This window comes from Bacillus sp. FSL R7-0685, from assembly GCF_038002425.1.
GTDB lineage: Bacteria > Bacillota > Bacilli > Bacillales > Bacillaceae > Bacillus > Bacillus subtilis.
Window position 1 is genome coordinate 2,306,688 of record NZ_JBBOCN010000001.1, and the last position, 15,968, is coordinate 2,322,655.

The 15,968-nt window shown below is 41.8% G+C and carries 18 protein-coding genes and 3 pseudogenes; 4 read left to right on the forward strand and 17 right to left on the reverse strand.

Annotation, left to right across the window (positions count from 1 at the left end):
• Positions 1-268 precede the first annotated feature (268 nt).
• A pseudogene (locus tag MKY50_RS11895) lies at positions 269-474 on the reverse strand (hypothetical protein).
• Between the two features lie 647 nt (positions 475-1,121).
• Between MKY50_RS11895 and MKY50_RS11900 the strand changes: the two are divergent.
• Positions 1,122-1,334 (forward strand): spore germination protein, encoded by a 213-nt coding sequence (locus MKY50_RS11900; RefSeq protein WP_003230479.1) that lies wholly within the window; start codon positions 1,122-1,124, stop codon positions 1,332-1,334.
• A gap of 140 nt (positions 1,335-1,474) precedes the next feature.
• On the opposite strand, the pseudogene MKY50_RS11905 reads toward MKY50_RS11900, so the two are convergent.
• Positions 1,475-1,726, reverse strand: a pseudogene (locus MKY50_RS11905) (peptidyl-prolyl cis-trans isomerase); the annotation flags it as partial.
• 103 nt (positions 1,727-1,829) lie between these two features.
• On the opposite strand from MKY50_RS11905, the pseudogene MKY50_RS21740 reads away from it, so the two are divergent.
• Positions 1,830-2,129: pseudogene (locus MKY50_RS21740) on the forward strand (DUF7361 domain-containing protein).
• A gap of 89 nt (positions 2,130-2,218) precedes the next feature.
• Positions 2,219-3,133, forward strand: a complete 915-nt coding sequence (locus MKY50_RS11910) for an SH3 domain-containing protein (protein ID WP_247470541.1) — start codon at positions 2,219-2,221, stop codon at positions 3,131-3,133.
• Between the two features lie 314 nt (positions 3,134-3,447).
• Here the strand turns inward: MKY50_RS11910 and MKY50_RS11915 are convergent, their stop codons facing one another.
• The 3 genes from MKY50_RS11915 to MKY50_RS11925 all read right to left on the reverse strand — a co-directional run bounded on the left by MKY50_RS11915 (position 3,448) and on the right by MKY50_RS11925 (position 5,350).
• Positions 3,448-4,131, reverse strand: coding sequence for a hypothetical protein (locus MKY50_RS11915; RefSeq protein WP_015714201.1), 684 nt, complete (start codon positions 4,129-4,131; stop codon positions 3,448-3,450).
• Positions 4,132-4,515: 384 nt separating this feature from the next.
• Positions 4,516-4,785 carry a hypothetical protein gene (locus tag MKY50_RS11920; RefSeq protein ID WP_042975721.1) on the reverse strand — a complete coding sequence of 90 codons (270 nt, stop codon included), beginning with the start codon at positions 4,783-4,785 and terminating at the stop codon, positions 4,516-4,518.
• A 133-nt stretch (positions 4,786-4,918) separates the two neighbouring features.
• A complete protein-coding gene (locus tag MKY50_RS11925) occupies positions 4,919-5,350 on the reverse strand; it encodes a peptidylprolyl isomerase (RefSeq protein ID WP_003223931.1) in 432 nt (143 codons plus the stop codon).
• Positions 5,351-5,606: 256 nt separating this feature from the next.
• Between MKY50_RS11925 and MKY50_RS11930 the strand changes: the two genes are divergently transcribed.
• The gene (locus MKY50_RS11930) at positions 5,607-6,479 is read left to right on the forward strand and encodes a DUF1002 domain-containing protein (protein ID WP_014480169.1); all 873 of its coding nucleotides are present in this window, start codon (positions 5,607-5,609) and stop codon (positions 6,477-6,479) included.
• A 32-nt stretch (positions 6,480-6,511) separates the two neighbouring features.
• On the opposite strand, the gene lysA is transcribed toward MKY50_RS11930, so the two are convergent.
• From lysA to dacF, 12 genes are all read right to left on the reverse strand, one after another.
• The gene (gene lysA, locus MKY50_RS11935) at positions 6,512-7,831 is read right to left on the reverse strand and encodes a diaminopimelate decarboxylase (RefSeq protein ID WP_004398851.1); all 1,320 of its coding nucleotides are present in this window, start codon (positions 7,829-7,831) and stop codon (positions 6,512-6,514) included.
• Between the two features lie 105 nt (positions 7,832-7,936).
• Positions 7,937-9,418 (reverse strand): spore germination protein SpoVAF, encoded by a 1,482-nt coding sequence (gene spoVAF / locus MKY50_RS11940; RefSeq protein ID WP_003230471.1) that lies wholly within the window; start codon positions 9,416-9,418, stop codon positions 7,937-7,939.
• Positions 9,369-9,980 carry a stage V sporulation protein SpoVABEA gene (gene spoVAEA / locus MKY50_RS11945; protein ID WP_003230469.1) on the reverse strand — a complete coding sequence of 204 codons (612 nt, stop codon included), beginning with the start codon at positions 9,978-9,980 and terminating at the stop codon, positions 9,369-9,371. Before spoVAEA ends, spoVAF begins: the two co-directional genes overlap by 50 nt.
• A gap of 7 nt (positions 9,981-9,987) precedes the next feature.
• Positions 9,988-10,338 carry a stage V sporulation protein AE gene (spoVAE, locus tag MKY50_RS11950; protein WP_003230467.1) on the reverse strand — a complete coding sequence of 117 codons (351 nt, stop codon included), beginning with the start codon at positions 10,336-10,338 and terminating at the stop codon, positions 9,988-9,990.
• 1 nt (position 10,339) lies between these two features.
• The gene (gene spoVAD, locus MKY50_RS11955) at positions 10,340-11,356 is read right to left on the reverse strand and encodes a stage V sporulation protein AD (RefSeq protein WP_015251779.1); all 1,017 of its coding nucleotides are present in this window, start codon (positions 11,354-11,356) and stop codon (positions 10,340-10,342) included.
• Positions 11,357-11,368: 12 nt separating this feature from the next.
• Positions 11,369-11,821 carry a stage V sporulation protein AC gene (spoVAC, locus tag MKY50_RS11960; protein WP_003223947.1) on the reverse strand — a complete coding sequence of 151 codons (453 nt, stop codon included), beginning with the start codon at positions 11,819-11,821 and terminating at the stop codon, positions 11,369-11,371.
• Between the two features lie 12 nt (positions 11,822-11,833).
• On the reverse strand, positions 11,834-12,259 hold the full coding sequence (spoVAB, locus tag MKY50_RS11965; protein ID WP_003230463.1) for a stage V sporulation protein SpoVAB: 426 nt from the start codon (positions 12,257-12,259) through the stop codon (positions 11,834-11,836).
• Positions 12,249-12,869: a stage V sporulation protein SpoVAA gene (spoVAA, locus tag MKY50_RS11970; RefSeq protein ID WP_015714205.1), complete on the reverse strand. Its 621-nt coding sequence runs from the start codon at positions 12,867-12,869 to the stop codon at positions 12,249-12,251. The genes spoVAB and spoVAA overlap by 11 nt, the downstream gene beginning before the upstream one ends.
• Positions 12,870-12,995: 126 nt before the next feature.
• A complete protein-coding gene (gene sigF, locus MKY50_RS11975; RefSeq protein ID WP_003230458.1) occupies positions 12,996-13,763 on the reverse strand; it encodes an RNA polymerase sporulation sigma factor SigF in 768 nt (255 codons plus the stop codon).
• Positions 13,764-13,774: 11 nt separating this feature from the next.
• Entirely contained in the window at positions 13,775-14,215 is a 441-nt protein-coding gene (spoIIAB, locus tag MKY50_RS11980) for an anti-sigma F factor (RefSeq protein WP_003230452.1), read from the reverse strand.
• The gene (gene spoIIAA / locus MKY50_RS11985) at positions 14,212-14,565 is read right to left on the reverse strand and encodes an anti-sigma F factor antagonist (protein WP_004398633.1); all 354 of its coding nucleotides are present in this window, start codon (positions 14,563-14,565) and stop codon (positions 14,212-14,214) included. The genes spoIIAB and spoIIAA overlap by 4 nt, the downstream gene beginning before the upstream one ends.
• 95 nt (positions 14,566-14,660) lie before the next feature.
• Complete coding sequence (gene dacF, locus MKY50_RS11990) at positions 14,661-15,830, reverse strand: D-alanyl-D-alanine carboxypeptidase DacF (RefSeq protein ID WP_014480174.1); 1,170 nt, start codon at positions 15,828-15,830, stop codon at positions 14,661-14,663.
• Between the last annotated feature and the right edge of the window lie 138 nt (positions 15,831-15,968).

Here is a 15,968-nt window from a genome sequence, read left to right on the forward strand (position 1 = left end):
AAAAATGACAAATGCCGTTAACGTCTGTTCGCTTGGAAATGGGTATAATACATGACTTTCCAAAGGAGCATGGACAGGATGAAGAGAATGAAAGAGCCGCCTGATTCCCTCTTCATAAAGCTCTCCGCCAATGACTAGGAAAAATAAGAAAGAGAGTTCGATTTTCCGGTCTTGCCCTTTGTATACTGTCCAAAGAAAAGTTAGAACAATAACGGCTAATAGAACACCTCTCGACGCAAAAGCTTTCTGAATTGCAGCTGGGCCCAGTCTATACCCGATCCAATACGACATGCTCACTCCCACACAGCTCCCCAATCCGGCCGCTAACATGCTTAGCACCCAGTTTAACTTTTCTTGAAACACGAGAACACCGGCAAACTCTCCCGGTCCAAGTAAAGCTAGAAGCTCTAACATCAAGACAATAAACAAGACGGCATATCCGTACTGTTCGAGCAACCCCGTCAAAACTTGCATGTGATTCTCCTTAAACTTTTTTGTTCTTTTATCATTCCCAATCCACTTTTTGTATAATCAGCACAATTTCACCTTCAGTCGTCCAACAACATTGTCTATGGCGGGATCTTCTCTCCTATACTCGTCACTCATATATTCTTTTTTGACATAGGAGGAGCAACAGCATGAAATGGGAGGAAACAAAAGATACACAGGGAGTTTGCCAAAATTTTGGGCAGTTCGTTCTGCCACCGAGTCAGGTGTTTGTTTGCCTACCTCATTCCTTGGCCATTCCCCATTTTCCCCGTTTGAGGTTCGCAATGATAAAGTATTTCACTTAGTTTCGTACATGAAGAGGTAAATTCTTTGCTCACCGAACTATCATAGCTGCGCATGACGATTACTGCATTGCATAACCACTGGTTATTTAGTGAGCCGTGAGCAATGTATATGCACTTTGAGTCAGCACAGGATGATCCTATTACATTCGCCAGAAAAGCAGCTGCCGCATTCAGAGTAGTTAAAAGAATAGACAGATAGCTGGGCGAGTTTTTTTAAATCAATGAAAACAGGCATCTCCTAAATATTTTTGCCGATAAGTTTACGCTAATCAACTCTAGCACTAATACATATAAAAAATAGAATGATATGAAAGGAGACTTGATAGTATGATTGATTATCCTATTAATATAAACAACGTTTCCGGGAACAGTGTAATTAACGTAGGCGGCGCTTTTATGATCAGGCCTTTAACTTTGTCCAAATCTGTGTTTGGCTCCGGAGGTTTAAACACAGGAATTGTCTTTGAAAATAACTTTGTAAGCAAAGCTAAAATGATTAATCATCAATTTACTGATCAAAACGTCACCAAAACTTTTTAATGTATTTATTTGGGGATTGAGAAATCTCCTTCCTTAAAAACCCGGTTTACCAACCGCCATCAGCACTCGGCGGTTTTTTATTGAACATTTTTACCCAATAAAAAAGCTCCCTCTATATGAGGAAGCCTTTTACCTGCCAATTAGCCTTCTACGCGAACTTCTTTCATGACGTCGCCATTAGACATGTTTTTCGCGAATTCTAATCCGCTTGTTACTTTACCGAATACAGTGTGAACACCGTTCAAATGAGGCTGTGGCTCATGAACGATGAAAAATTGGCTGCCGCCAGTGTCTTTTCCGGCATGTGCCATAGAAAGTGCGCCCGCCTCATGTGTATGCGGGTTGCCTTCTGTTTCACATTTGATTGTGTATCCCGGACCGCCAGTACCAGTACGTAATGACAAGGGAATCATTACAGGTTCTATAGATGGAAACGCTGAGTTTCTTGGTGGTAAACTACACTCGGAATATGCGTTATCCTCTGATGTTCCTCAGATGGCTAAAGGAACGTATGTAGGCGATGGAACAATTAGTAAACAAATATTGCTGCCTTTCACTCCAACTCTTGTAAAGGTTTACCCATTATCTATAGGCGATTCCATGTTATTAATTGATAATGACAATGGAGGCCATACGTAATGTGTAAATGAAATGGGATTATCCCTGGTTGGGGGAAACTCTACTACATACGGAAGTATAAACGAACTTGGGTTTATAACAGGATCAGACAGCGATCAAAGAGGGAATAAATTAAACGTCAAGTATATCTGGGAAGCATATAGGCATGTAAACTAAACAGGCGTATCCTTATTGGATATGTCTTTTCGTCTATTAAAGTCCACTTTGTGGTAAAATTATAATAAAAAACAAAGGGGCAATCTTTATTGACTACATCATCTTTACAATCTCAAATTAATATCAACACTCGTCCTATGCAAGATGCCATGAAAGCAGTTTCCGAATCACAATTAGAGCTAATTAAATCTTATAAGAAACAATTTGCTTTAAACAGAATAAACCTCCTACCTAAAATGCACACTTCAGATATCTTAAAATCATCAGGGGTTGAATCTGCCTTGAATCAGATGAGGACGGCTTTAAGACCCACGAACTTTAAAGAAAAATATACTCAACAGTTAAGAAATAGTTTAATGCATGACTTAGGTTCTAATAGAGTTCAGATAGCAACATACATGCAGCAACTTAGAACAGTATTCAAAGACCAAGCTATTCTAAATTCAAGCTTATATGTTACAAATGAGGAAATCTCTTCTAAAATCATAAGTGAGATCGACGAAATTTCTGATTACGTTGAAGAAACAGTTATAGCTTTAACCAATAATGATGGGATAACTAGACAAAATTACTTCGAGGGATTGAATCGTTTATGGAACACTGTTCTTTACTTTATTTCTAAACACTCAACGGCTTTATTATTACTGGCGAACCTCATTTACACTGATTTAATCTCTCCTATTAACCAGGCATTAACTTCAAAATATATAATAGATGAATTCATTGAAAAAAAACCAGAAACAGTATCGGAAGCTAAAAACGTTTTAAAAGACATTCCAATGAATAAAGAACTTAAAACCAATTACAGAATGGTTATAAAAGATACATTAGTAGTTAGAACACGTCCTAAAACAAATTCAAATGTAGCGTACGTATTAGACAAGTCATCAATTGTCTTTGTTGAAGAAAAGAAAAAGAATTGGAGTAAGGTTCTCTTTCGCAATGAAGCTGGTGAGGATCAAAGCGGATGGGTTTATACCCGTTATATTAAAAAGCTTGATTAAAACTGATTCGCTAAACGGGAGTCTTTTTTGTTTCAATTTTCTCTCTAAATAAAATTCTTCTTTTATTTAAACAGTATCATATAAAAAAGGGGGCGTTTCCCCCTTTTATCTTTTTATCCTCGCTATTCTTATGAGCTCGCCAATTACAGAACCGACAATGAAAATAATCAATGGGATCAAAGTAAATTTATTACCGAGTACCCCCATGTAAACAAAATAACATGCACATAAAACAAGGAACAAAAGGATATATCTTTTTATAACCCTATTAATAGCTGTTGTTTTTTCTTGTTGCATATTTTCTCACCTCGTTTTTATGGTTGACAACTTGCCGGAGTTGGTCTACTTCCAAAGAACTTAGCACTGTCAGCTGTTCTTAGAACTTTTTTCCTTGAAGAATCTTCATAGAACTTTGTTCTATTAGCATAAGGATAAGCATTGCACTTAAAAGCATAACGATACTGGAATACCGTATAATATGCAGTTGTTTGCGTACCTGCTAAAAATGATACAATACTCAGTATGACGTTATAAGGTGCTTTTGAGACTGCAGCTATGGCTGCTGTAGCTACACCAACTGAAACGCCTTTCAAGTTGTACTTATAGTTGTATTTACCCATGTATTTCCCGCCCGGTGGAATTTTCATAGTGGATGCATCTGAAGGTGATATAATTCCGTCTTCTTCCTTGACAAGATTAAAATCAAGCTCATTGTTTTTATATAGTGTATTCGTCTTAGTGTCATATTCAAATTTTATCTCAACACCACTTTCATCAGTAACATTAACTCTATTCACTGCAGGATCAGTGAAGTCGTAAGTATACGTGTACTTTTCTCCGTTAATTTCAAGCTCTTCCTTCCCCTCAATATCACTTAATACTGGTGAAGAAGTATCCAATACATCCTCACTATCGGCTTTGGCTTTAATGTCTGGCAATATGCCAATAAACATAGCAATGACCAAGAACATAAGAAACAATGACTTGATCTTTTTCAAAGAATCACTCCCTATCTTATTATTTGTTTCACATATAAAATAACACGAAAACGCTTTCATTAACAACAATTATTTCATTATATTTTAAAAAATGGAAAATTTCTCAGCTGTTTTTTCAGTGCAGTATTCTCTTTCCCTAAACTTAAAGAATATTAATACGGAATTAATAGAGAGATTTAATCTTTTCCAATTCTGTTATAATAAATAGGATGAGTTCTCGTGTGATAAGCTCGATCTTGGCTCAATATTATTCAGTCAAATTCCTCCCCTATTTCTAATTCATTTAATTTAAATAAAATACATAATTTTATTGCAATCTGAGCGCTGTATGCTCTATTGAGTTCTTTTATATTACTGAGCAATAAAAACCATTGTACGCCCCCTTTACACAGTTTTAATACTATTTATCAATGCTTGTTTCAAACCCAACATATCTCTTAGCAAATACATTTTTTCAACTTCTTCAGGAGTATACTCACGATTAATTTCCTTTAGCAACGTATTAAACATCTGAATTACCCTAGCCGAATCCAAACTTTCTTTATCCAGTACTGTTTGTTGAAAGAATCCCATCATTAAATCGAGCAATTCCAATTGCTCTTTATTATTCAGATAATTGATCTTCTCTACAATTTCGTATATTTCATTATTCACTTTACTTCCTCCTCTAGCTTAAAATACTCACCCTAAAATCAAAAACACATATCAACAATACTATTTAGTAAACTATTCAATTAGTTACAAATAAAAAAGCTCCCTCTATATGAGGAAGCCTTTTGCCTGCCGATTAGCCTTCTACACGAACTTCTTTCATGACGTCGCCATTAGACATGTTTTTCGCGAATTCTAATCCGCTTGTTACTTTACCGAATACAGTGTGAACACCGTTCAAATGAGGCTGCGGCTCATGAACGATGAAAAATTGGCTGCCGCCAGTGTCTTTTCCGGCATGTGCCATAGAAAGTGCGCCCGCCTCATGTGTATGCGGGTTGCCTTCTGTTTCACATTTGATTGTGTATCCCGGACCGCCTGTACCAGTTCCGTGCGGGCATCCGCCTTGGCTGACGAAGCCAGGAATCACTCGGTGGAATGTAAGCCCGTCATAAAAGCCTTCGTTCGCAAGCTTTTCAAAGTTTGCAACAGTTCCAGGTGCAGCTTCAGGATAAAGTTCAAATTCAATTTTGTTCCCGTCTTCTAATAAAAAGTAACCTGTTTTCAATTGTATGCCTACTTTCTTTATTTTAATTTTCAAAGGAGATTATGTATGATAGGTTATAGCCTGTCTCTCCTTGTCGCGGCTATTATACCACACCTTTCGGGGGAAAACGAATCTCCCGGGCTTTACTAAAAAATAAAAATGAAACCTGAATCTCTTTATCTCCGTCTAACCTAACGGAACTGTATTTTTCATGATTCAGGTCCTCACAAAGCAGCACTATCCAGCTGCTTGTGAAATTGAAGGAGGTCAAACTGCTTTGAAGAAAATTTGGATTGGAATGCTGGCAGCGGCCGTTTTGCTGCTGACGGTTCCGAAGGTCAGTCTCGCGGATGCCGCAGTTGGAGATGTCATTGTAACACTGGGTGCTGATTTGTCAGAATCCGACAAACAAAAAGTGCTTGATGAAATGAATGTCCCTGATAATGCCACAACGGTAACCGTGACCAATAAGGAAGAACATGAATATTTAGGAAAATATATATCGAACGCGCAAATCGGATCGAGAGCGATTTCTTCATCGTCAATCACCATTGCCAAAAAAGGCTCCGGATTGAATGTTGAGACCCATAATATCAGCGGCATCACGGATGAAATGTACCTGAATGCACTAATGACAGCCGGTGTTAAAGATGCGAAGGTGTACGTTACAGCGCCGTTTGAAGTATCCGGGACTGCGGCTTTAACTGGATTGATTAAGGCGTATGAAGTTTCTTCAGACGAAGCGATCTCGGAGGATGTTAAGCAGGTCGCCAACCAAGAGCTTGTCACGACATCAGAGCTTGGAGACAAAATCGGTAACGAAAATGCGGCAGCCCTGATTGCAAAAATCAAAGAAGAGTTTGCTAAAAACGGGGTGCCTGATAATAAAGCTGACATCGAAAAACAAGTGGATGACGCAGCTTCTGATTTAAACGTCACACTTACTGACAGCCAAAAGAACCAGCTTGTCTCCCTATTCAATAAGATGAAAAACGCTGACATTGACTGGGGACAGGTCAGTGACCAGCTTGATAAAGCGAAAGATAAGATTACGAAATTCATAGAATCAGATGAAGGCAAAAACTTCATTCAGAAAGTCATTGATTTCTTCGTATCTATCTGGAATGCGATTGTATCTATATTCAAATAGGAAAAGCGCCGAAAAATCGGCGCTTTCTTTTTTTATTGCTTTACACCTGTTTTAAATGGCAGATCAAGTTTTACAATATCTTCGTATGTTTCTCGCTTCACGACTAAATGAGCCTCACCGTTTTCGACAAATACAACGGCGGGTCTCGGAATACGGTTATAATTGTTGGCCATGCTGTATCCATAAGCGCCTGTACAAAAAACGGCAAGAAGATCGCCTTCTTTTACTTCCGGCAGGTCAATATCCCAAATCAGCATATCTCCGCTTTCACAGCACTTTCCAGCAATTGATACCGTTTTGTCATGCGCTTCTCCGATCCTGTTGGCTGCCGCAGCTTCATATTTAGCTTGGTAAAGCGCAGGACGAATATTGTCGTTCATGCCTCCGTCTACAGCCACATATTGGCGGACACCCGGCACTTCTTTTTGAGAGCCAACCGTATAAAGAGTTGTGCCTGCGTCTCCCACGAGAGAACGGCCCGGTTCGATCCAAATTTCCGGGATGTCAAAACCGTAACGGGAAGCATTTTCTTTCACAGCTTCGATAATTTTTTCAACGTATTCAGTGGCATGAAGCGGTTCATCATCTTCCGTATAACGAATGCCGAAACCTCCTCCAAGATTCAGCACCTTGGATACAAATGAATATGAATCTCTCCACTCGTCTAGTTTTTTGAAGATTTTTTCCGCTGCTAACACAAAACCGGCCGTATCAAAGATTTGCGAGCCGATATGGCAATGGACACCCAGCAGCTGAATGTGTTCCGATTGTAATACTTGTTCAATGGCCCGTTCAGTTTGTCCGTTATGAAGATCGAAACCAAACTTTGAATCTTCCTGGCCCGTTGTAATGTAGTCATGCGTATGCGCTTCTACTCCGGGCGTGATCCGAAGAAGAACGTCGATGGAGTGACCCGTTTCTTTACATAGGTCTTCAAGAAGCGCGATTTCATAGAAATTATCCACCACAATGCAGCCGATGCGGTGCTCAAGCGCCATGCGCAGTTCTTCCCTGCTCTTATTGTTTCCATGAAAGTGGATGCGTTCTGCCGGAAATCCTGCCGCAACAGCCGTATATAGCTCTCCTCCGGATACGACATCTAAAGAAAGTCCCTCTTCCTCAGCGAGCTGAATCATTGCGACTGATGAGAATGCTTTGCTCGCATATGCCACCTGTGCTTTCAGCCCTGCAGAAATAAACGCCTGCTTAAAACTTTTAGCACGCTCACGTATTAAAGCCACATCATATACGTAAAGAGGTGTACCATATTTCTCAGCTAAATAGAGAGCATCCACACCTCCGATTTCTAAATGACCATGTTGATTTTGTCTGCTTGTGCCGTGTAAGAACAATGTCATTCCCTCTTTCTCCGCTTATGGATGAAAGGACAGTTTTATGGACTGTCCCTTCATAATTAAGACATACATTATCATACTCTTCAGTCAGTTTCAATGCGATTATGAATTGGTAGGCTGTCTTAAGCGATTTTTGGGGTGAACGATACTGGGTCTTACTTTTGCGCCAGGTTTCGCTGTGCGGACAAGAACCTGCCACAGCGCCTTTCCGTTAAAGGGAATCAGCGGCCATAAGTACGGTGTCTGAAGGGATTTGATGCTTGCCATGGCAATAATTAGCACTGTAAATCCGATGACGAGCCCTTTTATATGAAATAAGGCAACGAGTATCATGAGGACAAGACGGCTCATTTTGTTTGCCAAGCTTAATTCATAACTAGGCGTCGTAAAGGTTCCAATCGCCGCAAGTGAGACGTACAGAATCACCTCAGGCGAAAAAAGGCCGACTTCAATCGCAATCTGCCCGATCAGAACAGCGGCAATTAAACCCATTGCTGTCGATAAAGCCGTCGGGGTGTGAATGGCAGCCATTCTGAGAAACTCGATTCCTAAGTCAGCTAAAAATATCTGCAGGATGATAGGGATATGCGTATCTTTATTTAAACCGATAAATTTCATATTGTCCGGGAGCAGATCAGGCTGAAGCACAAAGAGAAACCAGATCGGAAGAAATAAAGTAGAAGCAAGAATACCGAAAAATCTTACCCATCTTAAAAAGGTCCCGACTGAAGGCGCCTGCCTATATTCTTCAGCATGCTGCACATGGTGAAATAAAGTCGTCGGGGTAATGATCACACTCGGCGATGTGTCCACTATAATGATAACATGGCCTTCTAGAACATGATTTGCGGCCACATCCGGTCTTTCTGTATAGCGCACGAGCGGAAAAGGATTATAGCTTTGATTAACAATGAATTCCTCGACAGTTTTGTCTGCCATTGTTAATCCATCGACATCAATGGATGCAATTTCTTTTTCTACGATCTCAACCAGATCCGGATCAGCTATATCTTCTATATAACAAATGCTTAAATCCGTCTTTGACCGCTCACCAACTTTAGTCATCTTGACTCGAAGGCGTTCGTCTCTGATCCGCCTTCTGAGAAGGGCCGTATTGACGACGATATTTTCAACAAATCCGTCTCTGGCTCCCCTGACTACCTTTTCCGTATCAGGTTCTTCCGGGTTTCTGCCCGGATAGCTTCTGACGTCAATTATAAATGCGAAGCCTGCACCTTCAACAATGACAGCGACGAGCCCGGACAGCACTTGGTCGGTGGTTTCATCCAAGGTTTTTACTTTTTCGACCTGGGCGTTAAGCAGCCTGTTTTCGACGATGTCGACCAGCTCATCAGGGTCTTCTTTCCGATTGTTAATGGCAACAAGCTCTCTCATTAAATGAATAATATAGGCTGTATCGCATAATCCATTTAGATAGTAAAGCTGGATCTCTTTATCTAAAATCGTGAGCTTGCGAACACCTACATCATAGCTCGTCCCCATCCCGACACGGTTTTTGAAATACTCTTCATTTTTAGCTGGATTCCGATAAACCCGAATTTTCTCTTCCTTGTGGTCCGGCATGATACCCGCTCCTTTCTAAAATAAACTCGACCGCTTTCATGGTGATTGGCGACCCTTTTGAGATATCGTCTTTTCTGCCCATTTTGCCGATATCCCCGATACCGACAATAAGCGGGAGATCAAGTTTATCAAGGCAATAGACTGTATCTCCACTCATTCTGTGGTCATCAAATTCCCTTTCCCCGACTTTATCGACGCCGTATTCAGTTATTTCTCCATTGCGGTCAATGCTTACATCGACCCTGGTCCATTCAGCCTGATGTGTTTTTGACGCGACCGCAATCACACCGAGCACTTCAATAGACGGATGGGTTGCGACATAGGTTAGAGCGGCTTCTCCCGGGCCCTCTCCTTGAAGGCCGGAGTCGTCAAACATGACAAATACAGGATCATACGGTGCTGAGGCGATCAGCTTGACAAGCTCGGCGCCGCTGCGGGTGGAAGGATTCCCTTTTGATTGTGAAATACATCGGCCTCCCACTTTGCTTGCGGCGTATTCAATTGTTTTAGCGGCATAAACATCCCCGTCTGTTACCAGTATGACCTTGCGTTTTGTCGTCATGTCGGCATTATCCTTTCGGTTTGAAAATAACAGCTACGATAAAGGCGAAAAGAATAGCGGCTGAGATACCGGCCGAGGTCAGCTCAAAAATCCCCATGCCGATTCCGATAAATCCGTGTATATGCGCCTGATGCATGGCGCCGTGCAGAAGACTGTGACCGAAGCTGACGATCGGAACGGTGGCGCCTCCTCCGGCAAATTCAATAAATTTATCGTAAATGCCGAAACCATCTAATATTGCACCGATTACAACAAATGATGTCATGACATGAGCTGGCGTCAATTTAAAAATATCCAAGAGCAGCTGGCCGACGATACAAATGGCCCCGCCGCAGACAAAAGCCAAAAGGTAGTCCATATTAAGATGCACCTCCTGCACGCTCAAATACAACCCCGTGGGCGATAGTCGGGATGGTTTCTTTTTGCTGGATCATCGTCGGGCTTAATAGCGCCCCGGTCGCCACGACAAATACACGGTTTAGTTTTCCTTCTCTCAGCTGCTTAAAAATATGAGAGTAGGTGACAACCGCTGAACAAGCACAGCCGCTCCCCCCGGCAAAGACCTGCTGATCCGGAGTGTAAATCAGAAGCCCGCAATCATCATGCTTTGTGCCGACTGGATATCCATCTTCTTTTAAAATGTCTTTTACGATTGGAGAACCGACGCCTGACAGGTCACCTGTCAGGATTAGATCATAGTCATCCGCTGTCCGGTTGAGATCTTTAAAGTGCTGCTTAATCGTATCAGCTGCAGCCGGAGCCATAGCCGATCCCATATCAAAAGGATCTGTAATTCCTAAATCAGAAACCTTCCCGACAGTCGCACTTGTGATTTGGATATCACCCGCTGTCTGACTGATGACAACTGCACCGCTTCCGGTTACAGTGGAGGTAGCAGTGTCCGGTTTTTGGCCTCCGTATTCTGTCGGATAGCGAAACTGTCTTTCCGCAGTTGCATTGTGACTGCTAGTGGCAGCGAGTGCCCTTTTGGCAAACCCGCCATCAACTAAGGCTGATGCGACAGCCACTGTTTCCATTGATGTTGAACAGGCGCCAAACATACAAAGAAATGGGATTTTCAAGTGTCTTGCGACATAGTTAGCCGTCACGTTTTGGTTCAGCAAGTCGCCTGCCAGCAATAGGTCAATATCATCTTTTGTCAGATTGTTTTTTTGAAGCGCAACATTAACAGCGTCTTCCATGAGCTGCCGTTCCGCCATTTCCCAGCTTTTTTGATTACAATGCATTTCGTCATAGGTTTTATCAAATAAAGAGCCGAGCGGTCCGTCTTTTTCCTTTGGTCCTGCTGCCGTTCCCGCTGAGTTGACAAATATGGGATGTTCAAATACCCAGGTTTGCTTTCCTGTTAATTTCATTTTCTTCTCCTCCTATGACATCAGTTTCTCAAAAGCAAACCGAATCATTCCAACGATGTATGCAGCTACAACTCCGAAAACAATAACATTTCCTGCCAGTTTAAACATATTTGTCGCTACTCCAAGCACTAATCCTTCACTTTTATATTCAAGAGCCGCGCTTGCCATACTGTTGGCAAAACCTGTGACAGGTACGGCTGAACCTGCGCCTGCGAATTGTCCGATTCTGTCATAGATGCCGAACCCTGTAAGCAGGGCGGAAATTAATATCAGCGTTGCAGCTGTTGGATTCCCCGCAGTTTTTTCATTGAAATCAAAAAAATGGATATAAAAATTTTGCAGACCTTGCCCGATTGCACAAATCAGTCCGCCCACTAAAAAGGCTTTTACACAGTTCCAGACGTAAGGCGGCTTAGGCTGATATGTTTTCACTTTTGATTTGTAATTTTCTTTTATGTTTGTCATCTTGAAACCTCCTTATGAATGGTCAATAAAGTACAGCCAATGAAATAAGGATCCCGCGATTTTCCCAATCACGATGGCCATTAACAGAATAATGATTTTACTTCTGAGCCCGATTCGTTTTGCCAAAATCGGCAGGACATTTAAAACCTCTGTAAGAGCAGCCGCTAGCATCCCGACGAACAAACCTGCCAGAAGCCCGACCGGCACAGCTATCCATTTTGTTAGATAAAGATGATTCATATGAAGCGTCTCCCATCCCCCGCAAACCGCGCCAAGAATAACAGCCGCTTCATAAGCCTGAACAAATCTCATTGTTTTGGTGAGCTGCATCAGCCGCGGAATGATTCCCATTACGGTTAAAAAAGCAACGAAACCCGCCCCCACCGTTATGCCTCCGCCGAGCCCGACAAAAATAATGAACAATACACTAACGATCATGCAGATCCTTTATGGTTTCTTGATTCTCATGCATGGCCACATATTGATCGAGATCAAGCTGATAGTTAAACATCTCAACCTCCAGCGGGCTGGGCTCTTCATTTAGGCGCTTTTTAAATATGTGGTTAAAAAACACGATCATCCCCAGTCCCAAACCGATGCTGTATGGGATTTGAAGCAAATATGGATAGTCATTCCTCTCTCCGGTTATGATTTCATATAGTGCGATATGAACATCTCTCATGCTTACATCCTCATGAAAGTTCATGATGGCAAGACACGATCCAATAAACAGAAGCAGCCAGACACCGATAAATAGAACCGTTGATAAATTTCGCTTTCGATACTGAATTTCAACAATGGTTTCTGCTCCGCCTACGGTTTGAACATCAAGTGTCGGGTCTTGTAAATGAATGGCTCTGAGGACTTGTATGATATCCAGAATTACGATATTTTTATCTTTTTCGCTCACCTGATAAAGCGGCATAGCCGAAAGTTTCTTTTTCAGCTGAAGCTGCCCTTCTATTTGCGCGGCATCTCCAACGGTAATAATATCCCCTGGATGTGCCAGCACCCGGTGGCGAAGCCGGATAAATATTCGTCGTTCCATCATTGATCACCATCTTTCGGTGGTTATATATGTAGTATGTGGTTCGATTTTGTTCTCATTCATCCGCTCGAAAAGACCATAAATTACCACGCTTTTGCACACAAAAAAGCTAGCCTGCACTGCAGACTAGCCATCCGTATGATCCATTTGAACCTTGATCTGTTTTAATATTTTCTTTTCAAGCCTGGAAACCTGCACCTGAGAGATCCCGAGCCGCTCAGCCACCTCGGACTGTGTCTGGTCTTTATAATATCTGAGATAGACGATTAGTTTTTCCCTTTCCTCCAAATCGCTGATCGCTTCTTTCAGCGCAATTTTGTCAAACCATTTTTCTTCTGAGTTGTCAGCGATTTGATCAAGCAGGGTAATCGGATCTCCGTCATTTTCATAAACGGTTTCGTGAATCGAAGATGGAGCCCTTACCGCCTCTTGGGCCAGTACAACATCCTCAGCTTCAATCTCCAAATGGTCAGCGATCTCCTGCACCGTCGGCACTCTGCCCAGTGTTTTCGAAAGCTCATCCTTCGCGCGCCGGATTTTGTTTCCAAGCTCTTTTAATGACCTTGATACCTTTACGGTTCCGTCATCACGGATAAATCGTTGGATTTCTCCGATAATCATCGGCACTGCATACGTTGAAAAACGCACATCATAGGTTAAATCAAATTTGTCAACAGATTTTAACAGCCCGATGCAGCCGATCTGGAAGAGATCGTCAGGCTCATATCCTCTGTTTAAAAACCGCTGTACGACAGACCAAACAAGACGCATGTTTTTTTCTATGAGGAGGTCTCTTGCCTGCTGGTCGCCATTTTGGCTTTGTTTGATTAATTCCTTTACTTCATGATCCTTCAGCTGAGCGTTTTTGCCGTTTTTCTTAACCTCCACATCCATAACAAATCTCCTTAATTACAAAGCGCTTTGCTTTTTGATAAGTGCTTTGTTAAGCGAATCGTTGTTCCCATTTCAGGCGATGAATCGATACTGACATCATCCATGAAATTTTCCATAATGGTAAAGCCCATTCCAGAGCGCTCAAGCTCAGGCTTAGTCGTAAATAGAGGCTGACGGGCTTCTTCAAGATCTGTAATGCCTAAGCCTTCATCACGAATAGTCATATATACGACATGATCTTCCAGCGTCACTGAAATGTAAACTTTCCCTTCACAGTTCTCTTCATATCCATGGATAATCGCATTCGTGACAGCCTCTGACACGACTGTTTTGATTTCAGTCAGTTCATCCATTGTCGGGTCCAGCTGAGCTATAAATGAAGCAACTGTCACACGGGCGAACGATTCATTCTGACTGAGGGCAGAAAACTCAAGGTGCATTTCATTTTTCATGATGCCACCCCCAGTGTCAGGAGTGCCTGCTGTTCAGATTGTTCAAATCGGATAATTTTAAATAGACCCGACATATCAAACAATCGCTTCACCGCAGGAGAGATAGCGCAAACAACCATTTCTCCGCCAATTTGCTTAATTTGCTTGTATCTTCCTAAAATAACGCCAAGCCCCGAGCTGTCCATAAAGGAAAGGTCCTCCAAGTTCAGCACGATATGGCGAATATCATCCTTCTCCAATGATTGAGTCACTTTTTGCTTCAGGGTTTCAGCCGTATGGTGATCGAGTTCGCCTGTTAATCGAATACAAAGCACAGATTCTTTGACATTCATGTCAATTCCAAGGCTCATGCTCATTCCTCCTTGATATGATCGGATAATGAGTGTTTCGATTTCGACGGAATGAATTCCTTCACCGTGACAAAACTAGTGGTCATTCGGCATAATTACTTAAATTTTGTCCAGTCTCCCATCGTCCGCTTTAAGAATGTGATAAACCCGGCTTTCTTCATATCTTCTTTTGCAGCAACAGGACTTTCAGCGAGTACTTCTCCATCCTTTTTCAGAACAAGAGTGCCAAGCTCTTGGCCTTTTTGAATCGGAGCACTAATATTGTCCTTCATCTTGATTTCTTTTTTCACATCGTTCATATCCTCGCCTTTTTTCGTCAATATTGAAATCGGCTCAGATGTAGTGAGTTCGATCAATTTTTGTTTCCCTTTTTTGACCTTTACTTTTGCTACTGTTTGATTTCGTTTATATAAAGGATGCGTTTCATATTGGCTAAAGGCGAAGTCAAGCATTTTTGTCACTTGCGCGTTTCTTTCTTTAGGCGTGCTCGCTCCGAATACAACCGCTATGGCCCGCATGTTTCCTTTTTTAGCCGAAGCAGTCAGACAATATTTCGCTTCGCCTGTATAGCCTGTTTTTACGCCGTCTACACCAGGATAAAATTTGATAAGGCGATTTGTATTTACAAGCCAAAACTTTTTATCTGTATTTTCACGCAGATAATCTTCATACGTGCCGGTAAACTTCGTAATTGATTCGTATTTCAATAATTCCTTAGCCATGATTGCCATGTCATAAGCAGAGCTGTAGTGTCCTTCCTCGGTCAGTCCTGTTGGGTTTTTAAAGGATGTATTTTTCAATCCCAGCTCTTTTGCTTTTTTATTCATTTTCTTCACAAATTCTTCTTCAGAGCCGGAAATAAATTCAGCCATGGCGACGGAAGCGTCATTTCCCGAAGCGATTGCGATGCCTTTCAGCATTTCTTTGACAGTCATTTCTTCGCCGGGCTCAAGGAAGATCTGTGAGCCGCCCATTGACGCCGCATGCTCGCTTGTACGGACTTTATCACTCATTTTGATTTTGCCTTTATCTAAAGCTTCCATAATCAAAAGCATCGTCATAATTTTCGTCATGCTTGCAGGCGCCAGTCTCTCATTGCTGTTCTTGTTGTAAAGCACTTTTCCCGTGTCACGTTCTATCAGCACCGCAGACTTCGCTTCATGAGCAAGCTCCGATGTACGTTTTCCGTCTTGTTTTGCAAATGCAGACGGTGCAAATGTAAGCAGCATTATACCAATCAACAAAGTGGATAAAAGACGTTTCATCTCAAAAGCCCTCCATTTCATAATCCTTTTTATTTTTTCCAAGCGGGATGGTTTTATACGCCACTGATGGAAAATGTTTCGAATTTTGGGCATAAAAAAGACAGCTGTGTGATATCAGACACAGCTGTCTTTTGGTCC